Annotated in this window: 20 protein-coding genes; 6 read left to right on the top strand and 14 right to left on the bottom strand. The window is 52.0% G+C overall.

The window, feature by feature from the left end; translation table 11 throughout:
• Positions 1-4: 4 nt before the first annotated feature.
• Complete coding sequence (locus tag F5I99_RS14360) at positions 5-859, bottom strand: hypothetical protein (RefSeq protein WP_151057161.1); 855 nt, start codon at positions 857-859, stop codon at positions 5-7.
• Positions 860-918: 59 nt separating this feature from the next.
• Positions 919-2,202: a DUF4123 domain-containing protein gene (locus F5I99_RS14365; protein WP_151057163.1), complete on the bottom strand. Its 1,284-nt coding sequence runs from the start codon at positions 2,200-2,202 to the stop codon at positions 919-921.
• 228 nt (positions 2,203-2,430) lie between these two features.
• Here F5I99_RS14365 and F5I99_RS14370 point away from each other — a divergent pair, with 228 nt between their 5' ends.
• A complete protein-coding gene (locus F5I99_RS14370; protein ID WP_151057165.1) occupies positions 2,431-3,531 on the top strand; it encodes a malate dehydrogenase in 1,101 nt (366 codons plus the stop codon).
• Between the two features lie 17 nt (positions 3,532-3,548).
• Here the strand turns inward: F5I99_RS14370 and nadC are convergent, their stop codons facing one another.
• Positions 3,549-4,391, bottom strand: coding sequence for a carboxylating nicotinate-nucleotide diphosphorylase (gene nadC, locus F5I99_RS14375; RefSeq protein WP_225307425.1), 843 nt, complete (start codon positions 4,389-4,391; stop codon positions 3,549-3,551).
• Positions 4,392-4,453: 62 nt separating this feature from the next.
• Between nadC and ampD the strand changes: the two genes are divergently transcribed.
• The 3 genes from ampD to F5I99_RS14390 are packed head-to-tail and all read left to right on the top strand — an operon-like array spanning position 4,454 to position 7,704.
• Positions 4,454-5,038: a 1,6-anhydro-N-acetylmuramyl-L-alanine amidase AmpD gene (ampD, locus tag F5I99_RS14380; protein WP_407670304.1), complete on the top strand. Its 585-nt coding sequence runs from the start codon at positions 4,454-4,456 to the stop codon at positions 5,036-5,038.
• On the top strand, positions 5,025-6,998 hold the full coding sequence (gene mnmC, locus F5I99_RS14385; protein WP_151057171.1) for a bifunctional tRNA (5-methylaminomethyl-2-thiouridine)(34)-methyltransferase MnmD/FAD-dependent 5-carboxymethylaminomethyl-2-thiouridine(34) oxidoreductase MnmC: 1,974 nt from the start codon (positions 5,025-5,027) through the stop codon (positions 6,996-6,998). The genes ampD and mnmC overlap by 14 nt, the downstream gene beginning before the upstream one ends.
• A gap of 52 nt (positions 6,999-7,050) precedes the next feature.
• Positions 7,051-7,704, top strand: coding sequence for a CBS domain-containing protein (locus F5I99_RS14390; protein ID WP_151057174.1), 654 nt, complete (start codon positions 7,051-7,053; stop codon positions 7,702-7,704).
• A 3-nt stretch (positions 7,705-7,707) separates the two neighbouring features.
• Here the strand turns inward: F5I99_RS14390 and ligA are convergent, their stop codons facing one another.
• The 11 genes from ligA to ccmA are packed head-to-tail and all read right to left on the bottom strand — an operon-like array spanning position 7,708 to position 19,045.
• Complete coding sequence (gene ligA / locus F5I99_RS14395) at positions 7,708-10,113, bottom strand: NAD-dependent DNA ligase LigA (RefSeq protein ID WP_151057176.1); 2,406 nt, start codon at positions 10,111-10,113, stop codon at positions 7,708-7,710.
• 22 nt (positions 10,114-10,135) lie between these two features.
• Positions 10,136-11,914, bottom strand: coding sequence for a cell division protein ZipA (gene zipA / locus F5I99_RS14400; protein WP_151057178.1), 1,779 nt, complete (start codon positions 11,912-11,914; stop codon positions 10,136-10,138).
• A 49-nt stretch (positions 11,915-11,963) separates the two neighbouring features.
• Positions 11,964-13,217 carry a c-type cytochrome biogenesis protein CcmI gene (gene ccmI, locus F5I99_RS14405; protein WP_151057180.1) on the bottom strand — a complete coding sequence of 418 codons (1,254 nt, stop codon included), beginning with the start codon at positions 13,215-13,217 and terminating at the stop codon, positions 11,964-11,966.
• Positions 13,214-13,744: a cytochrome c-type biogenesis protein gene (locus tag F5I99_RS14410; protein WP_151057182.1), complete on the bottom strand. Its 531-nt coding sequence runs from the start codon at positions 13,742-13,744 to the stop codon at positions 13,214-13,216. Before F5I99_RS14410 ends, ccmI begins: the two co-directional genes overlap by 4 nt.
• Complete coding sequence (locus F5I99_RS14415) at positions 13,741-14,280, bottom strand: DsbE family thiol:disulfide interchange protein (protein ID WP_151057184.1); 540 nt, start codon at positions 14,278-14,280, stop codon at positions 13,741-13,743. Before F5I99_RS14415 ends, F5I99_RS14410 begins: the two co-directional genes overlap by 4 nt.
• 2 nt (positions 14,281-14,282) lie before the next feature.
• Complete coding sequence (locus tag F5I99_RS14420) at positions 14,283-16,253, bottom strand: heme lyase CcmF/NrfE family subunit (RefSeq protein ID WP_151057186.1); 1,971 nt, start codon at positions 16,251-16,253, stop codon at positions 14,283-14,285.
• 2 nt (positions 16,254-16,255) lie between these two features.
• Positions 16,256-16,720, bottom strand: a complete 465-nt coding sequence (gene ccmE, locus F5I99_RS14425; protein WP_151057188.1) for a cytochrome c maturation protein CcmE — start codon at positions 16,718-16,720, stop codon at positions 16,256-16,258.
• A complete protein-coding gene (gene ccmD / locus F5I99_RS14430) occupies positions 16,717-16,896 on the bottom strand; it encodes a heme exporter protein CcmD (protein WP_151057190.1) in 180 nt (59 codons plus the stop codon). The genes ccmE and ccmD overlap by 4 nt, the downstream gene beginning before the upstream one ends.
• Position 16,897: 1 nt before the next feature.
• Positions 16,898-17,659: a heme ABC transporter permease gene (locus tag F5I99_RS14435; protein ID WP_325062993.1), complete on the bottom strand. Its 762-nt coding sequence runs from the start codon at positions 17,657-17,659 to the stop codon at positions 16,898-16,900.
• Positions 17,660-17,669: 10 nt separating this feature from the next.
• The gene (gene ccmB, locus F5I99_RS14440) at positions 17,670-18,404 is read right to left on the bottom strand and encodes a heme exporter protein CcmB (RefSeq protein ID WP_151057192.1); all 735 of its coding nucleotides are present in this window, start codon (positions 18,402-18,404) and stop codon (positions 17,670-17,672) included.
• Positions 18,401-19,045 (bottom strand): cytochrome c biogenesis heme-transporting ATPase CcmA, encoded by a 645-nt coding sequence (ccmA, locus tag F5I99_RS14445; protein WP_151057194.1) that lies wholly within the window; start codon positions 19,043-19,045, stop codon positions 18,401-18,403. The genes ccmB and ccmA overlap by 4 nt, the downstream gene beginning before the upstream one ends.
• A 132-nt stretch (positions 19,046-19,177) precedes the next feature.
• On the opposite strand from ccmA, the gene fliK reads away from it, so the two are divergent.
• Together fliK and F5I99_RS14455 are read left to right on the top strand one after the other, a co-directional pair.
• Positions 19,178-21,280 carry a flagellar hook-length control protein FliK gene (gene fliK / locus F5I99_RS14450; RefSeq protein WP_151057196.1) on the top strand — a complete coding sequence of 701 codons (2,103 nt, stop codon included), beginning with the start codon at positions 19,178-19,180 and terminating at the stop codon, positions 21,278-21,280.
• Positions 21,280-21,558: an EscU/YscU/HrcU family type III secretion system export apparatus switch protein gene (locus F5I99_RS14455; protein WP_151057198.1), complete on the top strand. Its 279-nt coding sequence runs from the start codon at positions 21,280-21,282 to the stop codon at positions 21,556-21,558. Before fliK ends, F5I99_RS14455 begins: the two co-directional genes overlap by 1 nt.
• Positions 21,559-21,562 lie beyond the last annotated feature (4 nt).

A 21,562-nucleotide genomic window follows, 5' to 3' on the forward strand; every position in this document is an offset into this window, starting at 1 on the left:
GTGATTACCTTCTAATCCTTGCACTGTCGACTAATCTGTCCCAAATCTGGTCAGCTTTTTCTCGTGTGAAGGGTTCAACCCCAAAGGGTCGTCTTCGATCAAAATAACGAACATCCAGAGATAGTCCAAATTGTTGATCTGTCGTCTGCTGGCCAACGGAAGCCATATAGAAGATTTCACGCCCGTAATCTTTACCATACCGGCCAGGAAGACCAGCAATGGTAATTCTGCTGCCTATATTACTTTGAGCGGCTTCAAGATCGAGTTCTCTTTCACCGGGTTTTCGAAGGCTAAAACTGATCCGAACACCTATAGGATCCTCGTTTGGAAGCCGAAAGGTTGCACCCTGAACTTCCCCCTCAGGCGGCAGTGCAATAAATGCACCCGCTACGCAGCTTCCTTCTCCTCTGGGGATTTCGTCGGGTTCGCGAGGACGGGTGGCGTTAGCGACCCTGAGTAATTTTTGGCGCTGCGTATCGGCGTCAGTTTCATCCATCACGATGGCGGCACGGAAAACTACTCCTTGAGATGAAAAAAAAGCGTCCTCGAACCACATATAACTCAAATCCATACTGGAAGTTGAATAATCACCTTGTCTTGATACGACATAGACATCACCAATTTTTTCTTGACTAAGATATAGTTGCCGTCTTCCGGTTTGACTAGTCACAACACCATCTTTCAAGGCATTTACCTGTTCACGCGCAATCCTCTCAGCCTCTTCATGCCCACCCGGCCCCAAGCGTTCAAATTCACTCACATAGGCCCAGCCACTCTGATTGACGAGCTCAAAGCTGACAGGTATATCAATCAATAAACGACCGATACAGTAGGTTTTGAATTCATCAGCGTTAGCCATGGTAGATGCTCCCAAGAGTATGAGTAGCCACAGGAGGCGTGGCTTAAGTTGGATAAGGGTCATGAGCTCGAATCCTTAATCAAGTTATTCACGTGCCAAAGACGTATAGCCGGCCCCTGAGCGCTTTCTTTGAATATAGCCAGCGCCTGATCAGCAAGGCCGAGTGAATAGGCATGCGTATAGCGATCTAGAGCTTCTTGACGCTTTTCTTTGTCAGAAAAGCCTTCTGTACGTAAAAATGCTAGCAAGTTGAGTAAGTGCGCTTGATCCGGTGCCGGTGGCGTTAATTCATTATTAGCAAAATGTTTTAGCGCATTATCGATCATCAGTTGGTCTTGAAACTGTTCAAGATTCGTATCGAAAGCCGCTAAGATTTCCTCAGTTATTTTAGCTGGCCGTGTTGGCTGCCCATGGCGTTCGGGATGCCGTTTACAGGTAATAACCTTGTTGTCTTCGGGAAGGGGGATAAGCCAAAACTGCCCTAAATAACTGGTGTCCTGAAGGAGCGCTTCGGCCAGCTCGGCGGGTTGACCATGGGTTAACGCCGGGAGGCTGGTTTTTTCCCAAAAGCGAAAAAAGTACCCTTTACCCTGTGCATTTTGTAAGCGGGTAAACTTGCGCAGATGATGCCGCAGCGCTGAAAACTCGGCGCGTGTCCGGATGAAGATACCGAGTGACTTTTCCCATAGCCCAAGAATGCCTTGGGGACCGGTGAATAATTGCCGTGTCAATCGATGATCCTGCTCCAGTTCGACCAGGTAAGGGGCATGATGGCTAATCTCATCCTGCAGAGTTCCTTGAAACAGTGACTCGTAGTGAAGGCCTGAGGCCTGCAAAATATCGGGCAGCAGGTAAGGCATTTTTGCAGCATCCAGCAAGGCATAGGTTTTCATGACGGGTACAGCTTGCTGATAATGAAGTTGTTCCGCATCGGTAGGGGTTGGCTGACCAAACACAGCATCACGCAGAATATCAGGAACATATTTTTTGGGATCGACACCTAGCTGACTATCTAACGCTTCGATTGGCTCCAGGTGTTCAATTTCAAGAATATTGACCCCTGGCTGTGGCGTGTTGTTCAGCGGTTCGAGAGGACCCAGCACGATGGGACAGGCTTCGCTTAAACTGCATAACAGTACATCACCCCATTCGTCAGGGTGTTTTAAAAGCCACTGGTCGGCTGGAAGAACATCGTTAACCCAATGTAACCAATAGCCATTTTTGGCAATTTCTGTAGAAATTAAGGTCTCAAACTCATTGGCATGATTGCAGAGGGCAGCACTGATGAGTGTAAAAAGATTATCACCCTGGGATAGGTGACAGAAGCCGAGGTAAGGTTTCATATCAACAGGCGCATCCCTAGCCAAAACATAAAATCCATGTATTTTGTATAGCTATTGAATATTCACATAGGGGGTTATCGCTTGTCAATAAACTAAGTGAGTGGGTTGCCATCCACTTAGCAGCCAGCCGTAATCGACTTTAGCAGAAAACATTAGCAGGGGTTTATATTAACTAGACTTTCGTCTAGTATTCTGCAATCCATAAACACTATAAAAAGAGAGCCTCTTATGAGACGCCCTGTTCGTATCGCCATTACCGGTGCCGCTGGTGCCATCAGTAACAGCCTGCTTTTCCAGATCGCCGATGGCAGTATGATGGGAGATGATCAGCCCGTCATCCTGCAATTGATTGAAATGCCTGAACGTATGGAAGCCCTGCGTGGCCTGGCCATGGAGTTGGAAGACTGCGCCTTTCCGTTATTGCACACTATTTCGTTGCACGATAATGTCGAAGAGGGCTTTAACAATGCTCACTATGTATTATTGATCGGGGCTCGTCCTCGTGGGCCGGGTATGGAAAGACGCGACTTGTTGGAAGTGAATGCGGAAATCTTTACCCGTCAGGGCAAGGCCCTCAACGATCACGCTAACCGTGATGTGAAGGTGTTGGTGGTGGGCAACCCGGCGAACACCAATGCGCTGATCGCCAGTCGTAATGCGCCTAAATTGTCGCCATCACAGTTCACTGCCCTGACTCGACTTGATCACAATCGGGCCAAGGGTATCCTGGCTAACCACACAGGGGCTAATCCACTGGATATTGATGGCATCATCATCTGGGGTAACCATTCACCGACTCAGTTTCCTGATCTTTATCATGCCAGTGTGCTGGGGCAGCCTGTTATGGAGCAGATCGATCAGAACTGGTATCAGCAGGAGTTCATCCCCAAGGTACAGACCCGTGGCAGTCAGATTATTGATGCCCGCGGCGTATCCAGTGCCGCATCTGCGGCTCAGGCCGTTATTCATCATATGCGCGACTGGGCGCTCGGCACCCCACCGGGCCAGATTGTTAGTATGGGTATTATCAGTGATGGCAGTTATGGTATTGAGAAAGGGATTTTCTATTCCTTTCCGGTGCGCTGTAACTATGGCCGCTATCAGATCGTTAAAGGGCTGGATCTGAATGAATACAGCCTGGAGATGATGAAGCATACCGAGCAGGAATTGCTGGATGAAAAAGCCGCGGTTAATCATCTGCTACCGACAGAAACCGAGGCGTCACATAACCATCTGACTATCTGCCTGCGCTCGGGGGTGACCCTCTACGCTGACGGCACCGGTCCGGAGGCGAGTTTTAAGTACCTCACCACTAACCGGGTTCTCTAGTATCGGCTCAGTGAACGTTACAGGGTGATCCGCATTGACAGATCGATCGCCCGACAATGTTTGGTCAAGGCACCTATGGAAATATAATCGACACCGGTGATGGCAAAATCCAGCAACGTGGCATCGGTGATATTACCTGAAGCTTCCAGCTTCGCTTTACCGGCGTTTATCTGTACCGCTTCTCGCATCTGCGCCGGGGTGAAGTTATCCAGCATAATAATGTCCGCTCCGGCCTGCAGCGCTTCGTGTAACTGCGCAAAGGTTTCCACTTCCACCTCAACTGGCTTGCCGGGATGGTTCTGATGCGCGGTTTCGATGGCGGTGGTAATGCCGCCACAAGCCATCAGATGATTTTCCTTGATCAGGAAGGCATCAAATAAACCGATGCGGTGGTTAAAACAGCCTCCACAACTGACGGCATATTTCTGCGCCATCCGCAGCCCCGGCAGGGTTTTACGGGTATCGAGCAACTTTACGCTGGTTGCCGACACTTTATCGGCATACGCAGCACTGAGTGTTGCTGTGCCGGACAAGGTCTGCAGAAAGTTAAGCGCTGCGCGTTCACCGGTTAACAGTGCTCGAGCGGACCCCTGGAGTAACAGCAGCTCAGTATCCGCAGCCACCCGATCACCATCCTGAACCTGCCACAACAGCTCCACCTCAGGGTCCACCTGGCGAAACACCTCATTTACCCAGGCCACACCACAGATAACCGCCGCTTCACGGGTGATCACCCGGGCACTGGCCTGATGCGCCGCCGGGATAAGTTCAGCGGTAATATCGCCACTGCCGACATCTTCCAACAGGGCAGAGGTAACATTATCCTGGATAACGGCTTGCAGTTCAGGGAGTGTAAGCATGAGAATAGGCTATTCCGATATTTCAAACTAAGATGCAGCATTCTAACCATCAGGATCACTCTGTGCCAGTGCAAAGCTTACTCAAGGATCATCGTCTGACGTTTGCCCGTCAGGTTAACTGTGATAATTTCAACGCCCGCCCGAATGATGAGGTGTCGCTGCTGGTGATCCATAACATCAGCCTGCCTGCGGGTCAGTTTGGTGGCCCTTATATCGAAGACCTGTTCTGTAACCGTCTGGATCCGCAGGCCGATCCCGGTTTCTGCCAGATTGCAGCGCTACAGGTCTCGGCTCACCTGCTGATTCGCCGTGACGGCGAAGTGCTGCAGTTTGTGCCCTTCAATCAACGCGCCTGGCATGCCGGCGCCTCCTGTTTTGAAGGCCGTGACAACTGCAATGACTTCTCTATCGGTATCGAACTGGAAGGTACAGATACCACCCCCTTCACCCCAGCACAGTATCAGCAACTCAGCCGGATTACCCTGCTGTTAATGCAGGCTTACCCTGAGATCACGCCTGCACGCATCACCGGCCATAGTGATATTGCGCCGGAGCGAAAAACAGATCCAGGCCCCTGTTTCGATTGGGATTACTACCTTAAAAGCCTTGAATCAATAGCACAGGGGTTTGCCGATGAGTCGTATTGAAAGTGCCAGACTGCGTTGGGAAGACGGCGTACCTGTCGCAGAAGCCTTTGATGATTTCTATTTCAACACGGATGGCGGTATTGAAGAGAGCCAGCATGTCTTTCTGGCGGGCAACCAGCTCGAGCAACGCTTTCAGGCGCTAGCCAGTCGACAGACTTTTGTCATAGGTGAAACCGGTTTTGGTACCGGATTGAATTTTTTTACTGCTCGGAAGCTGTGGCTGTCCTGCGCACCAGCCGATGCCCAATTGCACTACCTGGCATTTGAGAAATATCCGTTATCTCTGACCGACATGGAAATCCTGCTGCAGCGCTGGCCTGATATAACCGATTGTCAAAGCAGTTTTCTACAGCAGTACCCGCCCCGGCAACAGGGCTTCCATAGCCTGTTCTTTGACCAGGGTCGTGTACAACTGACACTGATTATCGGTGATGCACTGGAGCAATTGCCGCAACTCCGGGCCAACGTCGATGCCTGGTTTCTGGATGGCTTTTCTCCTGATAAAAATCCAGATATGTGGCAGCCAGCGCTGTTTCAGCAACTGGCCGCTAACAGTCGCCCCGGCAGCACGCTGGCAACCTTTACCGTGGCGCGCCAGGTCAGAGAAGGTCTGCAGCAGGCCGGGTTTAGCCTGAGTAAACGCTCCGGCTTTGGCCGTAAACGGGAAATGCTCTGTGGGCAACTGCGGGACGCGCCGTTACAGTCGCCGTTAGAACCACCGTCGCAACCACAGACATTGTCCCAGCCATCAGCACCAGTGCCACAACACTTGATTGTTGTCGGTGCCGGGCTGGCGGGCGCTTCAACAGCCCGGGCGCTGGCCGAACAAGGTATAAGCGTGACACTTCTCGAAGCCGGACCTGAACCGGCGCAGCAAGGATCAGGTAATGCCCAGGGCGCGCTGTACGCCAAGTTAGCGGTAAAGCCCACTTATGAAAGTGCCTTTCACCTGCAGGGGCTGCTATTTAGCGCCAATCAACTGCGACAACTTCCCGACACAGATCCACCGCTGGCCTCGCTCTGCGGGGTACTGCAATTGGCCATACAGCCCAAGGATGCCAAGCGTCAGGAACAGTTGCTATCTGAGGGTCATTACGCAGACAGCCTGTTTCGTGCTGTTTCTGCTGAACAAGCCTCAGCGCTAGCCGGAACCCAGGTAGGCTACCCCGGATTATTCTTTCCCCATGCTGGCTGGGTCGCCCCCGCTGACTATTGCCGCTATCTGCTGGATCATCCGGCGATCGAATGTCACTTCAATCAGCCAGTACAGCAATTGATTGCCGATGCCGATCACAGTCATTGGACAGTCAAAACGCCCCAAGGATGCTTTTCAGCCGCCAAGGTGATTATCTGTACCGCCGCCGACACACGTCAGTTAGATGTGCTTGCCCACTTGCCGGTTAAACCGATACGCGGACAAACCAGTCTGGTCCAGGCCAGTGTATCACTTCCTGAACTCCATACGGTTGTCTGTGGTGAAGGCTATATCTCTCCGGCTCGGAAAGCGCACTACTGCTTTGGCGCTACGTTTGATCTGCATTATGCCAATACCGAACTGCGTGACAGCGATCATCAGAAGAACCTTAATACTCTGGCCGCCGCCCTACCCGCCTTCGAGACGCTGACACCGGCCGACTGTGATGGACGTACCGGATTTCGTTGCAGCACCCCGGATTATCTGCCGATGGTAGGCCAGGTGGCCGATTACGATGCCACAGTGGAACTGTTTGCTCCATTGAGAACCGATTCCCGCCGCCTGTCTGATCAGCCGGTACCACGTTTAGCTGGACTCTATGTCAACACCGGTCATGGTTCCAAAGGCCTGATAACCTGCCCAATTAGCGCCGCACTGCTGACGGCAGAGATCTGTGGCACACCCGCGCCCTTAGCCAAGGATCTGGCAGCACGCCTGGATCCGGCAAGGTTCATTTTACGCGACCTGATTCGACGACGAATTTAATGCTTTTCAGCAAAATGACGATATACTCTACAAGAGAGGGGAGTCGTTAAGTATGTCACTGATAATCATAGACCAAGGCAATAGGATACAGACACCGGTCAAGGCACTGTTTAAACAACGCAGTGTTGATGAAACCGCTGCCAGTAATGCGTCACGTAGACTGCCAGGTTCGGATGAGAATATGAAGCGTCCCGGAGAACGCTTTATTCGGCTGGATCCGGAATCTAATCGACACCCTGCGCCGCAAACAACAGGTGGCGCTCAGGCAGCCTACGAAGAAACCAGTAAAGCTGGCAAACCCAAAACGGCTCGCCCGGTACTGCGTGCGCAGCAGATTATGACCTTTCCAGTACAGACCATTACCACCACTGCATCACTGCGTCAGGCCTGGTTACAACTGGAAGAACACAACATTGCCCATCTGGTTGTGCTGGACGACAGCGAACGGCCTGTTGGGCTGATCTCTCGCCCGGATATTCTTGAGCACGGCACTGACTCCACTGTTACGGTGGCGGTGGTGTATCAGAAACAGATGGTTGCCGCGACACTGGAAACTGAGCTGTCCCAGATTGCCTCAACTTTTGTTAATTACCCGATCAGCGCCATTCCAGTGATCAGCGAAAAAGACGAGCTGCTTGGCATCATTTCCAGAACGGATCTGGTGCGCTTACTTATTAATGACGCGCAGGTGGAAAGCTGGGCCTGAGGCTTACTTCAGGCTCTCCACCAAAGTCAAAAAGGTCGCTTCATCGATCACCTTGACGCCGAGTTGCTCCGCTTTCGTCAGCTTTGATCCAGCCCCAGGACCTGCCACCACACAAGCCGTTTTACCGGATACACTGCCACTCACCTTCGCCCCCAGCGCCAGCAATTGATCCTTGGCCTCATCACGGGTCATGACTTCCAGCGTTCCGGTTAACACCCAGGTTTCTCCCGCCAGAGGTTGTGCATTTTTTTGCACGTTTTCTGATGAGCTCTCGGCTGAGTTCTCCGCAGCAACCTGCGCGGCTTCGCTTCCTGCATACAGGCCAAAGTCCTGTAGTTGTTGATAGAGCGTTCGGGCCTTATCCAGCCAGTCGCTGTCCTTCAGACATTCGGCGACGCCTTGCTGCGCTTTGCTATTCAACCCGGGTACTTGAGCCAGACGTGCAGCATCGGTGTTAAACAGTTGCTCCGGATTGTCAAAGAAGGCAGCCAGGGCTTTGGCACTGGTCGGTCCGACGCCGCGTATAGCTAAATGACTCAGCAAGTCACTGAAGGTAATATTGCCCCGCAGCCCAACCGCTACCTCACCAGAGGCTTTAAGCGACACACCCGCGGCAAGTAGGGCATCCATTACGTCCTGATTGTGGCTATCCTGCATAAAGTTATAAATTTCAGCCGCAACTTCCTGGCCTATATCGCGCAAAAACACCAACAGCTGAGGTAAGGCTTCACGAATACGGTTCAGGCTACCGAGGCTTTGTGCCAGCACCCGAGCAGTTTCTTCCCCTACTTCGGGTATACCCAAAGCATAGATAAAACGCTCCAGCGTTACCGACTTACTGGATTGAATCGCCTGGTATAAATTTTCGGATGACAGCGTGGCAAAGCCGTCTAATTGCAGTAACTGCTCACTCGTCAGCTGATACAGGTCTGCTGGAGATTTCACCAATCCGCGCTCAACCAGCTGCTCAGCATTCTTATCGCCAAGCCCTTCGATATCCATCGCCCGGCGAGACACAAAATGCAAGATAGACTGCTTAACCTGCGCCCGACAAGCCAGTCGGCCGACACAGCGATAGACGGTACCGAAGCTTTGGCTATCAGTAGCCTTACGGTGTTTATTCAGCAGGCTACGTTCGATATCCGAACCACAGACCGGGCAGTGTTCGGGCAGATGAATTTCACTGAGTTCAATATCGTCCGGGTTACGATTTTCCTTCTGGCGCTTTTCCATAACCACACTGACAATCTTCGGAATCACATCACCCGCGCGGCGCACCATCACATAGTCACCGGACATCACCCCCAGGCGCTTGATTTCATCCATATTGTGCAGCGTCGCATTACTGACCGTGACGCCACCAACAAATACCGGTTCCAGTCGGGCAACAGGGGTAATCGCACCGGTACGCCCTACTTGAAACTCCACTGCGTTCAGCCGGGTGATCTCTTCCTGTGCCGGAAACTTGCGGGCAATCGCCCAGCGTGGCGCACGCGAGACAAACCCCAGCTGTTGCTGCTGCTGGCGCTGATTGACCTTAAAGACGATGCCATCAATATCATAGGGCAGCGTCTGCCGCTTTTCTGCCAGTTGGGTATAGTAATCCAGACAGCCCTGCAGCCCGGAGACCAGGCGCATCTCGGCATTGATACGTATACCCCAGCGCTGCAGTTGCTCAAGGGTTTGCACATGCCCTTCCGGCAGCTCACCCCCGGATAGGATTCCGGTACTGTAAGCACAAAACTCCAGCGGCCGTGAGGCAGTAATTTGCGGATCTAACTGGCGCAGACTACCGGCGGCGGCATTACGCGGATTAACAAAGGTTTTTTCACCGCGCTCTATAGAAGCCTGATTAAGTGCATCAAAACCGGCGCGAGGCATATAGATTTCACCGCGGACTTCCAGGCGCTCTGGAATATTTTCGCCATGCAGTTTAAGTGGCACGCTGCGGATAGTACGGACATTGCCGGTAATATTTTCACCGGTATAACCATCACCACGTGTCGCACCCAGTACCAGTAATCCTTGTTCATAGATCAGACTGATGGCAATACCATCCAGCTTGGGTTCACAGGCAAAATCGACGGGTGACTGATCCAGACGCTCTTCGACACGTCGCATAAACGCCGCCAAATCATCATCATTAAAGGCGTTATCCAATGACAACATCGGCAGTTCGTGTGCCACTTCGGCAAAACCGCCCATCGGCTTGGCGCCTACGCGCTGGGTGGGAGACTCGGGGGTAATAAGTTGGGGGTATTCCGCTTCCAGTGCCTGTAGCTCTGCAAACAGGCGATCATATCCGGCATCAGTGATGCTCGGGTCATCCAGTACATAATAACGATAGTTGTGCTGATCCAGCTGTTCACGCAGATCAGCCAGTTTGGCAGTTATATCCTGATGAGTCATAGGGTGTCTTGTGGCTTAGAGGTTATCGACCCAGTTTTCGACGACGGCTCTGCATCTCGAAATCACGGATACGCTGACGATAGTGCTCTTTGGTCTGTTCACGCATCACCGAACGGTCTTCATCGAGCAGATCACCGTCCAGGTGCTTGGCAAGTGTTTCAGCCGTTGCCAGCATGCACTCGTAGGCTGTCATCGGGTCTTTCGGTTCACGCATCGACATGAAAAAGGACACGGCGGGGGTTTCCAGCTCTTCCATGGCATCCGGATCAAAGGTACCCGGATTGACTGCATTGGCCATGCTGAACTGTAAAGATGACGCCGCGGCATCGCCTTCAAAACGGTGATAGATCGACATATCACCGAACTCCATACCACAGGCCTCTACCACCTTTTGCAAAGGTGCACCTGGCAGTTTCTGACGATCACGACCGACCACTGTGATTACCAGCACTTCGTCTGGATCCGGCATATCAGTGAGTGCTTTACGAGCCGCAGCCGCCGCCGATTTAGAGGCTGCCGAGCTGGTCGTCCGGGATTCTGCCGCGCGATTATCAGGTCTTGCAGGTGTGCTGGGCGCTGATGTTCTAGGCGCTTGCTCTTTCGGCTTAGAGGGCGGTTCAGCTTCCTGCCGAGTTTCAAATTCGGATTCCAGCGCAGAAAGTCCCATATCTGACAACAGGTCATCCTCAGGTTCATCCAGAGGTAGCGTAAAGCTGGGGTTCTCAGCCTGGCGGCGACGCGGTTTTTCCGCTACCCGACGGCTATAATCTTTGCTGGTGTCTTTACTGTCGTCTTTAACTGAGTTTTTAGCCGCGGCTTTGCTAGCCATAATCTGATGAATCGGCTGTTCCAGATCCAGATCAAGGTAGAGATTCGACTGGGTAGATGCCTGATCCGAAGTAGGATCATCAAAGCGATCTGAGGGTATATCATCAAACAACGGATCCAAACCGGAATAGTCCGCTTTGCTATCTTCAGGCGGGCTGATTGTATCCTCTGGAGCCAGGAATTCTGGTTCTGGTTCTGGATCTCGTTCTATTTCTGGCTCAGGTTCAACCATTGTCCGGGGTGCCAACAGGTCTTCCGGCTCATCAAAGCTATCAAACTGGCGCTCCAGCTCAGGATCCCACTCATACTGCTCAGCGTCAGCGTCAGCGTCAGCGGCAGGTTCAGGTTCAGGTTCAGGTTCAGGTTCAGGTTCAGGTTCAACAGGCAGAGGTGGCTGCAAATGATCCGTATCATCCTCATAGGCACTGAATGCGGCTGGTTTTGTCTCAGTAGGCAAATCAAACTCATCAATCATACCCTCCTGAAGTTCAGCAGGATTAATATCATTGAGCATGGGAATATCTATGCTATCTGACGCCGGAGCCTGCTCATCAACCATATCGTCGGCACTGGCACGAAACGCCGGTGGTTTTTGAGACTGTTGTGATTCTTGCGGTTTTGGTGTTTTTAACCCAGTAATACCGACATCGAGGGTATCAGGTTTGGATTTAGGTTTGGACTCGGGCTCTAAATTAGTTGTTTTGATAACCGGTTGATCCTGGACCTCTGCCTGCAAGTCACTATATCCAGATGCTGTCAGGGACGGCTCATCAACGGCTGAACGAACCCGTGCACCGCCATTCGGCAACTCAGGGTTATGATGGCTGGTCTCACCTATCTCAGACAAGGTTTTGTCAATATCGATACGCAGACGGTTACGGTTGGCACGGATGCGGCGCCAACCGTCAAAAAGAATCAGGGCGATGACAAAAATAGCGCCGATGATAAGCCATTCGCGAAGACTGATCTCCATGATTCAAGCGGTTCCCAAGTTACAACTCTGATTATAAATAGTGTTAAGGTTACTCAACCCGTTCACTGATGGTCAGCCTGACAGACTCATCACCATCTGTCACTTTAACATTGCTGAGCTCACCTTTAAAGTCACCCGGCTGTTGTTCTGCTCTACCAGATACACTGATACGCGCCACTATATCGACATTTTCAAAATCGGCCAGATTTCTACCCTCAACCATCGAGTTGGCTGCACTGAGAAAAACATCGGCAGGCAGTTGTGAAACCTGTAACCTTTCAACAGTAATCGGCATGCGTTCACCCGGAGCACGGGCATACACAAAGATCAACTGGTCCCCACGGACCTCCGTCATCAATGCGTCGTCTAGATCGAGCTGCAGACGCACTCCAGGGCCTTCGGCAACCTCTTCTATAACCACACCCTGCGCTTCCAGTTGCGCTTTGGCCCGAGCTATACCAGTTTGCAGCGACTGCGCGGCCTGCCCATCGGCGGCCCGAAGCGCTTTTTGCCAATGCATAATGGCGGTTTGATAGTCTTGCGCTTCAAATGCAGCAATCCCCAACAGACCCAGGGCGGTCAACTCATTTGCATCGAGTCGAAGGGTGGCATCCACCTGCGCCATAACCTCTTCATTCATTTCACCCTGATTGGCGAAAAACATAGCCTGTGCCAATTGACCCATCACCATCGGAAACTCAGGAGCCGACTCAGGTAAATGCGTGAGTGACTTCCTGAAGGCATCAACTGCAACAGCATACTGATTCATATTCATCCGTGTGGTAGCCAGCAGGTACCAGCCTTCCGCGTTCTCAGGGCGTTGTTCCAGCTCATCTTCGAGCTGTGCGATGGCTTCCTCAATGGAGATATCATCTTGTCCAGGAGCCTGCTGCCAGACATCCATGGCCATTTTACTGGCGACATCATCAGCACGACCCAGGTAGGCATAAAGCCCGAATGAGAAGGTCGGCACCAACAGCGCAATCAGCGTAATGGTAACTAACTGAGACTGCCCCACCCTCATCGCTGGCGTGACAGGACGCTTTTCATCTGCGTCAATCAGCAGGTTTTTTTCTAACTCAGTTTTTAACTCGATAAAAGCACTCTCAGTCAGCGTACCGGCATCCAGTTCTTTTTCCAGCTCAGCCAGGCGTTCCCGGAAAATAGCCACATTCTGGGCTGTTCTGTCCGCTTCAGTTTCTTCTGCAGCAGGCCGCTCTCGACGACTTTTCAGCAAAGGCCAGAACACGATAACAACAGCAATCAGTGTCAAAACACCGATGCCCAGCCAGAGTAACGTCATAAATTCTTATCCTGTTGCAGTAATTTATTCAGGCGCGAGCGCTGTTCAGAGGTCAATTCATCTGAAAATTTGGTATTGACTTCAGACTGAGCGGGTAAATCCACCGTCGCATCAACATCAACCGTCAGGCGTCTTAGCCGTCTGTTTCTTGCCACCAACCAGACCACACCAAAACCACCCAACAGCAGTACAAATGGCCCGAACCAAAGGAGGTAAGTATCAGGAGTAACACGGGGACGGTAGTGAACAAATTCACCAAAACGGCTGACCATGAAGTCCAGAATTTTCTCATCATCATAACCAGCTTCAATCATCCGGTGCAGTTCACGGCGCAGATCGGCTGCCAACGGCGCATCAGAGTCGGATATATTCTGATTCTGACAGGTCGGACAACGCAACTCCTTAGACAGATTGAAATAACGCATTTCATTCTCAGCAGATGAGAACTCGTAAGTTTCAAATGAGGCCTGAGCACCGGTACACAACAGCAGAAGCAGCAATGCAAACAAGCTTAATCGCACACTCATGCCCCCTCCTCAGCCGCAATGGTATCCATCAGTCCCTTGAGTTGCTGCCAGACCTTCTCGTTCACTTCACCAACATGGCGATAGCGAATCACACCTGCACGATCCAGAATATAAGTTTCCGGTGCACCATAAACCCCCAGATCCAGGCCTAAGCGCCCTTCACGATCAACGATCACCTTGCTATAAGGGTCGTTGTAACGCTGCAACCAGTCACGCGCCAGCTGCGGATCATCCTTGTAGTTCAATCCGTAGATGGGGATACCTTCTTCCAGGCCAATTTTATTTAGTTGTTCATGCTCTTCTTTACAGGTAGCGCACCAGGTTGCCCAGACATTCAACAACGCAATTTCACCTTTTAAATCATCCTGAGTCAGTATTTGCTCCGGTTCATAAAGAGACGGCAGGGCAAATTCTGGAAGTGGCCGGTCAATCAATGCAGAAGGCAGTTTTGTGGGATCCATAAACAACCCCTTGTACAGAAAAAAACCCAACACAAGAAAGGCAACGAAGGGAACAAACACCATTAATTTACGCATAGTTACTCCGTGACAGTCTGTCGTGCAGCCGCATCCCTGCGTGCCTGCTTACGATAACGCGGATCACTCGCTGCCAGTAGGCCACCGGCTGTCATCAGCAAGGCGCCCAACCAGATCCAGCGAACAAAGGGTTTAAACTGCAGTCTGAGGGCCCAGGCACCGTTTTCCAGCTCCTCGCCCATGGCAACATAAAGATCGCGGAACAGACCCGGATCAAGCGCGACCTGTGTCATTACCATGCCCCTGGCGTTGTACATACGCTTTTCCGGAAACATTTCCCGATAAGGCTTACCGTCATAAAGAACTCTGACACGCGCCATATCCGAGGTATAGTTTGGCCCCTCCACCTTGCGTGCACCATCAAAAATAAAGGTGTAATCGCGGAATTCCAAGGTATCACCCGGCGCCATTCGCGCATCACGATGCTCAACAAATACGGTAACCATCGCAATACCTACCACAGTAACGGCTACACCCACATGCCCAAGCAACATGCCATAGTAGCTACGTGACTGCTTGCTCAACCCACTTAGCAGCCCTTTGCGCCTGCGCAGACGACCGACAAACTCAAGCCCCCAGGTGAACACGATCCAGTAACTCAGTACAAAGGCCAATACCACCCAAAAATCCAGCGAGCCACTATACAACCAGTTGGTCGCAAAACCAGCAATCACAGCCAGCACGGCGGGCAACCAGAGTTTTGATAGCAGCAGGGAAACCGAGGTTTCTTTCCAGCGACTCACAGAGGCAATGCCGAGGAAAATCACCATCAGAGACATCAGCGGCACAAACAAGGCATTGAAGTAAGGAGGCCCTACTGAAATTTTGCCCATACCCAGCGCATCCATCACCAGCGGATAGAGGGTGCCAATCAATACCGTGGCACAGGCTACGGTAAAGAGAATATTGTTTACCAGCAGAAAGCTTTCACGTGATGAGAGCGCAAAAGATGACTCACTTTTTACCGAACCGGCCCGAATGGCGTACAACAGCAGCGAACCACCGATGACAAACACCAACATACCTAAAATGAAGATACCGCGCTCAGGATCTGTGGCAAAGGCATGTACCGAAGTTAATACACCGGAACGCACCAGGAAGGTCCCCAGCAAACTCAAACAGAAAGCGGAAATCGCCAGCAACACTGTCCAGCTTTTGAACACCCCGCGCTTTTCAGTAACAGCCAGACTGTGAACAAGGGCAGTAGCCACCAACCAGGGCATTAATGATGCATTTTCCACTGGGTCCCAGAACCACCAGCCTCCCCAGCCGAGTTCGTAGTAAGCCCACCAACTACCCAGCGCGATCCCCAGCGTCAGAAATGCCCAGGCGACATTGGTCCAGGGACGTGACCAGCGTGCCCAGGCCGCATCAAGTCGACCACTCAACAACGCCGCTATGGCAAATGAGAAAGCCACTGATAGACCCACATAGCCCATGTACAAAGCCGGTGGATGGATGATCAGACCAAAATCCTGCAACAAGGGATTAAGGTCCGCACCTTGCATCGGTGCATTGGGCAGGAAGCGCTCAAAGGGACTGGAAGTGAATAAGATAAACAGTAAAAAGGCAGCAGAGATCATCCCCATAACCGCCAATACACGCCCCATAATATCCAGAGGCAGGTCTTTACTCTTGATCGCTACAGCCAGGGTCCAGAAGGATTGTATCCACACCCACAGTAACAATGATCCTTCATGGCCACCCCAGATCGCGCTGACCTTGTAATACCAGGGCAAGTTGATATTAGAACTGTGAGCCACATAAACGACCGAGAAGTCATCCAACTGAAATGAATAGGCCAACAGCAACATCGCCAGGGTCAGGAAGAAAAATACTCCCTTAGCCAAAGGCCTGGCATAATCAATCCAGAGTTTGTTGCCAGTGTAAGTGCCAGTCAACGGCACAACGGCAAGCATCAAGGCCAAACATAAAGCAAGTATCGTCGAAAAAGTACCTAACTCAGGGATCATGCTTAGTATTCCTTACCGGCTGAGGCTGGCATGGTTGGCGCTTTGCCCGATGCAGCCAGAGCTTCAGCTATCTCGGGTGACATGTAATTTTCATCATGCTTTGCCAGTACTTCAGATGCTACGAAACGGCCACCCTGATCTAGCATTCCCTGAGCAACGATCCCCTGACCTTCACGGAACAGATCAGGCAATATCCCCACATATTCCACTCGAGTGGTATGGGCATAATCAGTAATATCAAATTCCACCTTCAGACTGTCCGGGTCACGAAGGATACTGCCCTCAACCACCATACCTCCGGCACGAATACGCGTATCAGCCGGTGCCTCGCCCATGGAAATCTGGCTGGGGGAGTAAAACAGATTGATGTTCTGACTCAACGCATAGGCCGTCAGACCGACAGCGACACTGGCGCCAAATACAATCATCAACACAATCGTTAGGCGTTGCTTGCGTTGTGCATTCATGATTTTGTCTCCTCTCTGCGAATCCGACGCAACTGTTCAGCGAACAGTCGTTTTCGCGTCATCATAGGTGAAATCACATTCGCCAGCAGGACCACAAGACCCAAGGCGTAGCTACTCCAGACATACAGCCCATGCCCGCCCATGGCGAGAAAATCAGAAAAGCTATCGAAACTCACATCAACCCCTTTGCTGCAGCAATAATTCACGAACCCAACCGGTGCGGCGCTCCCGACGGATGATTTCATTACGTAAGCGCATCATCAGTACAACGGCAAAAAAACAGTAGAAACCTATCACCAGGATCAGCAAAGGCACCCACATTTCCGCTTGCATAGCTGGTTTTTCCGTTATGCTAAACGTGGCGGGCTGGTGTAATGTATTCCACCAGTCCACTGAATACTTGATGATTGGTATATTCACTAATCCAACCAACGCTAATACAGCCGTAGATTGTGCAGCGGTAGACTCACTTTCTATGGCAGAGTTCAGTGCCATAACGCCTAAATATAAAAAAAGCAGGATCAGCATAGACGTTAGTCTGGCATCCCAAACCCACCAGGAGCCCCAAGTAGGCTTACCCCAGATTGCGCCAGTAATCAGTGCCAACACAGCTAATGAAGCCCCGATAGGTGCACAGGATTTGGCGACCATATCAGCCACCTTCATTTTCCAGATCAGACCTATAGCTCCGGCAATCGCCATCGTCATATAAGTGGACTGCGCCATGTAAGCGGTCGGCACATGTAAATAGATAATCCGGAAACTATTACCCTGCTGATAATCCGGTGGCGCAAAGGCCAGCCCCCAGATCACTCCGCCCACAATCAGTATGACTGCAGCGATTGCAAACCCCGGTAATAGCTTTCCGGTAATCTGGTAACACCAGCGTGGTGAAGCCAACTGATAAAACCAGCGCGGCATCAGGTTTTTTCCTGCCATAATTTTCTCTTTATCCACTCACCGAAATTCGTAATGCAGCTGCAATGGCCAGTGGCGCTAAAGCCAACCCCAGTGCCAGCAACGCGCCCAGTAAAGCCAGATGCCCACCGACCGGCAGACCCGTCAAGGCAGCCTCAACAGCCGCCGTACCAAAGATTAGTACCGGTATATACAAGGGCAGCACCAGCAATGAAATCAACACACCACCTTTACGCAAAGCCACTGTTAGCGCCGCCCCTATTGCTCCCACCAGACTCAAAGTCGGAGTGCCGATCAGCAGACTCAGCATTAACCCCTGCATTCCCTCTGCCGGCAAAAACAGCATCACACCCAATAAAGGCGCCATCAATGTGAGCGGCAAACCGGTCATCATCCAATGCGCCAATACTTTACCTAACACCACGACAAACAAAGGTTGCGGGCTTAACAATATCTGTTCAAGCGATCCATCTTCAAAATCTGAACGAAACAGACTATCCATCGCCAGCAAGGTTGCCAGTAAAGCCGCCACCCAAACCACACCAGGGGCCAATATTGCCAGCAAGGTCGGCTCAGGACTGACTCCCAGCGGAAACAGCGTAGCGACCATCAAAAAAAAGATCAGTGGATTAACCAGATCACTGCGTCGGCGCAATGCCAGTTGCATCTCACGCTTTAACGTAGCGAAAAAAATTTTTGCCAGGCTGTAATCAGTTTCACTGTCAGTTTGTAATGCAGCCAATCGCTGAGGATTTGTGTCTATCATGCGCATTTAGTTCCCGACAATTCATCCAGATTGATACGACGAACATGCCGACTCAAATCCAGCTCATGGTGAGTGGTCAGCATCACTGTGCCACCCCGCGCTGCATGTTCTACCAGCAGTGCTTCTTTTGCAGCAACCCCTTTTTTATCGATTGCCGTAAAAGGCTCATCCAAAATCCACAAAGGTGCCCGACTGAGGTATAAGCGAGCCAGGTTGACCCGTCGATTCTGTCCGGCCGAGAGCATGTGACAGGGTATATCTTCAAACCCTTTCAAGCCTACCGCATCAAGCGCCGGAGTGATTTGCTGTAGATCAATACCTGGATCCAATGCCGCGTACCAGCGCAAATTCTCTTCCGCTGTCAGTATCGCTTTAACACCTGGCTGATGACCGAAATACAAGAGTTGACGCCGAAATGCGTCTACCTGCCGGGCAACCGGCTCACCACGCCAAAGGATCTGCCCTTCATAATGCCGTGACAGACCACTCAGAATACGCAACAGTGTTGTCTTGCCACTACCATTCTGACCTTCGACCTGCAAGATTTCGCCAGGAAACACACTGAAGCATAATCCATCGAACAAAACTCGGTCATCACGTTCGCAGAAGAGGTCTACCACCTGAAGAAGCGGGTCAGCCACAAATCACCCTGTCATGAAAAATATACTGAATCAGCAATAACACTGAAAAAATCTGTATTACCGCCGATATAAACATAACTATTATTATAAACTGTTAGAGTCAGTCATGTTAGAGGTTTACCGGGGAAGACTGTGCAATCATACCTGAACATACGTGCTAACCATGTCAGCAATGAAGCCAGTCAAACTGGTCGAGGGACAGATATTGCCCGAATGCTGCCTGCCGGCAAGGAAGCCAGTGCGACCGTTCAGCGTGTATCACAGAATCCGGCACAGCCTGGACAGTTCACTGTCCAGTTGCAAAGCGGCAATCGAACCCTGGAACTGACTACCCAGCGCCCATTACCTCAAGGCAGTCAGGTTATCCTCAGCCGTGACACGGAAGGTAATCTACAACTGCGTCTGCCAATCAACACAGGGCAATCTTCTGCAGCACAAATGCCCGGGCAATCGGGGGCTGGCAATGCCCAGAATGCACCGGCCCAGGCCAGAGCGGCGGCTGAAGCTTTTTTGCTGCGTATCACCGCCGGATCACTCAGCCAGGCCAACAGTCTACCTTTAAATCAACCGGTTCGCGGGGTGGTCATTTCACAGCCCGCTGTTGCAGCGCAAACAGCACCACTGCCAGGCAGCACACCCGCCACGGCAACACCGGGGAGTGGCGGTAACACATCTCCGGCTGCAGCGACACCCAGTACTAGCGGTAACCCGACCAACACGGCGCCCGCAACTACAGCACCCACAACCAGCGGCAGCCCCGCCAGCACCACACCGGCCACAGCTACACCGGCAACGGCTACCAGTGCTACCCCAGCCAGCAGCGCGTCCGCGACCAGCACCGTACCAGCAACGACAGCTCCCGCATCCAGTGCCAGCAGTAATACCTCGGCCAGCAACACAGCACCTGGCACATCAGCACCCGCTGGCAGCGCCGCAACGGCAGCCGCTACAGCAGCATCGGCTGCGGCAACATTCGGCTCGCCAACCTCTCCAGCGGCTGCATTACCAGCTGCAGTAGCGGGTGCAAATGCATTGGCAGCGACTATAACCAGCCAACCACTCCCGCTTCAGACTAGTGGACAGCAGCCGACACAAGCCAATGTTCAACCAGCCCCTCTACCTCCAGCGACAACAACACCCGGTCAATCGTCAGCACCTCCCGCTTCTGGCGCTCCACAAGCCGCCACGGCCCCACCACTCACCACACCTACCACCCCCTTAGTCAATGCGCTCGGCCAGGCCGAAACAGCCTCCAGACCACAAGGGTATCCGGTGCGTGTTCTGGTAGCCGGACAGGCTATCGATCTGGTCAGCCCTCGCCCTATACAGGCAGGCCAACAGGTTGAAGTCAGCCGCAATGACCAGGGACTGTTACGCCTGCAGATTACCCAACCCGCCTTACCCTTGTCACAACAGCCCGGCATTCAGGCCATCATGCAACAAGCGCTACGCGAAGTGTTACCGGTACAATTGCCACTGGCTGATGGTCTAAACCAGTTGATGCAAATCAGTGAGCGCCAGGGAGTGAAGCAAAACAGTGCGTTAAATCAGTTAATTCAGTCAATGCTGGGGCTTTTCAGCGTAAAACCTGGCTCAGCCGATGCCGATAAGGCGATTGCCCGTAATCTACAGCAAGGGGGACTGCTGAGTGAGGCCGGACTGAACCGAGCCAGCGGTGAGCGTGCGCCGCCACCCGACTTAAAACAACAACTCGGGCAACTGCTTAAACTGGCCGATCAGCTCCCGCCTCAGGCCCGCGAACAACTGACACAACTAATCAATTCACTGCTTGCCCGCTCAACGGCTCAACAGATCAGCAGCCTGCAAGGCTGGAAGGACCTGCCCGATGGCGGTCAGGAACGCCACTTCCGACTGGACCTGCCAATCCAGCAGGATAAGAAATTCGACAATGCCGAGCTGCGCATTACCGAACACCGTCGCCGGGATGAACAGGGCAACTTTGTCACCCTTTGGAGCGTACGCCTGCACTTCGAACTGGAGGAAGACGGCTCTATCGATGCCGATATCAATCTGCAAGATAACTTCCAACTCAGCGCCAGCTTTTGGGTGGAAAAGCCCGAAACACTTGGGCGTCTGCGCGAACGCCTGAATGGTTTCGAAGGTGATTTGAAGCGCAAGGGGTTTGATGTGTCGCCGCTCAATGCCAGACTGGGAAAAATGGCTAATCCGGAGCTCACTCCGTTGCAGAAACGCTTAGTAGACGTGCATACCTGATGAAAAAATCCGAACTCGACACCCAGGCCGTCGCCCTGAAATATGATCAACAGAAAGGGACAGCGCCCAAAATTGTTGCCAAGGGCAAAGGCCTGATCGCCGAACAGATCCTGGCGCTGGCGCGTGAACATGATGTACATATTCACGAGAACCCGGAATTGCTTGAAGTACTGATCAGGCTGGAGTTAGGTGACGAAATCCCGGAAACACTCTACAAAGCGATTGCCGAAGTCATCGCATTTGCCTACACACTAAAGCAAAACGAGACGGATAGTTAATGCA

Origin of the sequence: Nitrincola iocasae (assembly GCF_008727795.1) — a bacterium.
GTDB classification, from domain to species: domain Bacteria; phylum Pseudomonadota; class Gammaproteobacteria; order Pseudomonadales; family Balneatricaceae; genus Nitrincola; species Nitrincola iocasae.

Bases quoted from the DNA above. Each gene is read 5' to 3' on its own strand.
- ccmB (WP_151057192.1), bottom strand. From the start codon at position 18,404: ATGATAGACACAAATCCTCAGCGATTGGCTGCATTACAAACTGACAGT.
- ligA (WP_151057176.1), bottom strand. From the start codon at position 10,113: ATGACTCATCAGGATATAACTGCCAAACTGGCTGATCTGCGTGAACAG.
- F5I99_RS14420 (WP_151057186.1), bottom strand. From the start codon at position 16,253: ATGATCCCTGAGTTAGGTACTTTTTCGACGATACTTGCTTTATGTTTG.
- F5I99_RS14455 (WP_151057198.1), top strand. From the start codon at position 21,280: ATGAAAAAATCCGAACTCGACACCCAGGCCGTCGCCCTGAAATATGAT.
- F5I99_RS14410 (WP_151057182.1), bottom strand. From the start codon at position 13,744: ATGAGTGTGCGATTAAGCTTGTTTGCATTGCTGCTTCTGCTGTTGTGT.
- ccmE (WP_151057188.1), bottom strand. From the start codon at position 16,720: ATGAATGCACAACGCAAGCAACGCCTAACGATTGTGTTGATGATTGTA.
- nadC (WP_225307425.1), bottom strand. From the start codon at position 4,391: ATGCTTACACTCCCTGAACTGCAAGCCGTTATCCAGGATAATGTTACC.
- F5I99_RS14390 (WP_151057174.1), top strand. From the start codon at position 7,051: ATGTCACTGATAATCATAGACCAAGGCAATAGGATACAGACACCGGTC.
- ccmI (WP_151057180.1), bottom strand. From the start codon at position 13,217: ATGACGTTACTCTGGCTGGGCATCGGTGTTTTGACACTGATTGCTGTT.
- F5I99_RS14360 (WP_151057161.1), bottom strand. From the start codon at position 859: ATGGCTAACGCTGATGAATTCAAAACCTACTGTATCGGTCGTTTATTG.
- zipA (WP_151057178.1), bottom strand. From the start codon at position 11,914: ATGGAGATCAGTCTTCGCGAATGGCTTATCATCGGCGCTATTTTTGTC.
- mnmC (WP_151057171.1), top strand. From the start codon at position 5,025: ATGAGTCGTATTGAAAGTGCCAGACTGCGTTGGGAAGACGGCGTACCT.
- F5I99_RS14370 (WP_151057165.1), top strand. From the start codon at position 2,431: ATGAGACGCCCTGTTCGTATCGCCATTACCGGTGCCGCTGGTGCCATC.
- F5I99_RS14415 (WP_151057184.1), bottom strand. From the start codon at position 14,280: ATGCGTAAATTAATGGTGTTTGTTCCCTTCGTTGCCTTTCTTGTGTTG.
- F5I99_RS14365 (WP_151057163.1), bottom strand. From the start codon at position 2,202: ATGAAACCTTACCTCGGCTTCTGTCACCTATCCCAGGGTGATAATCTT.
- F5I99_RS14435 (WP_325062993.1), bottom strand. From the start codon at position 17,659: ATGGCAGGAAAAAACCTGATGCCGCGCTGGTTTTATCAGTTGGCTTCA.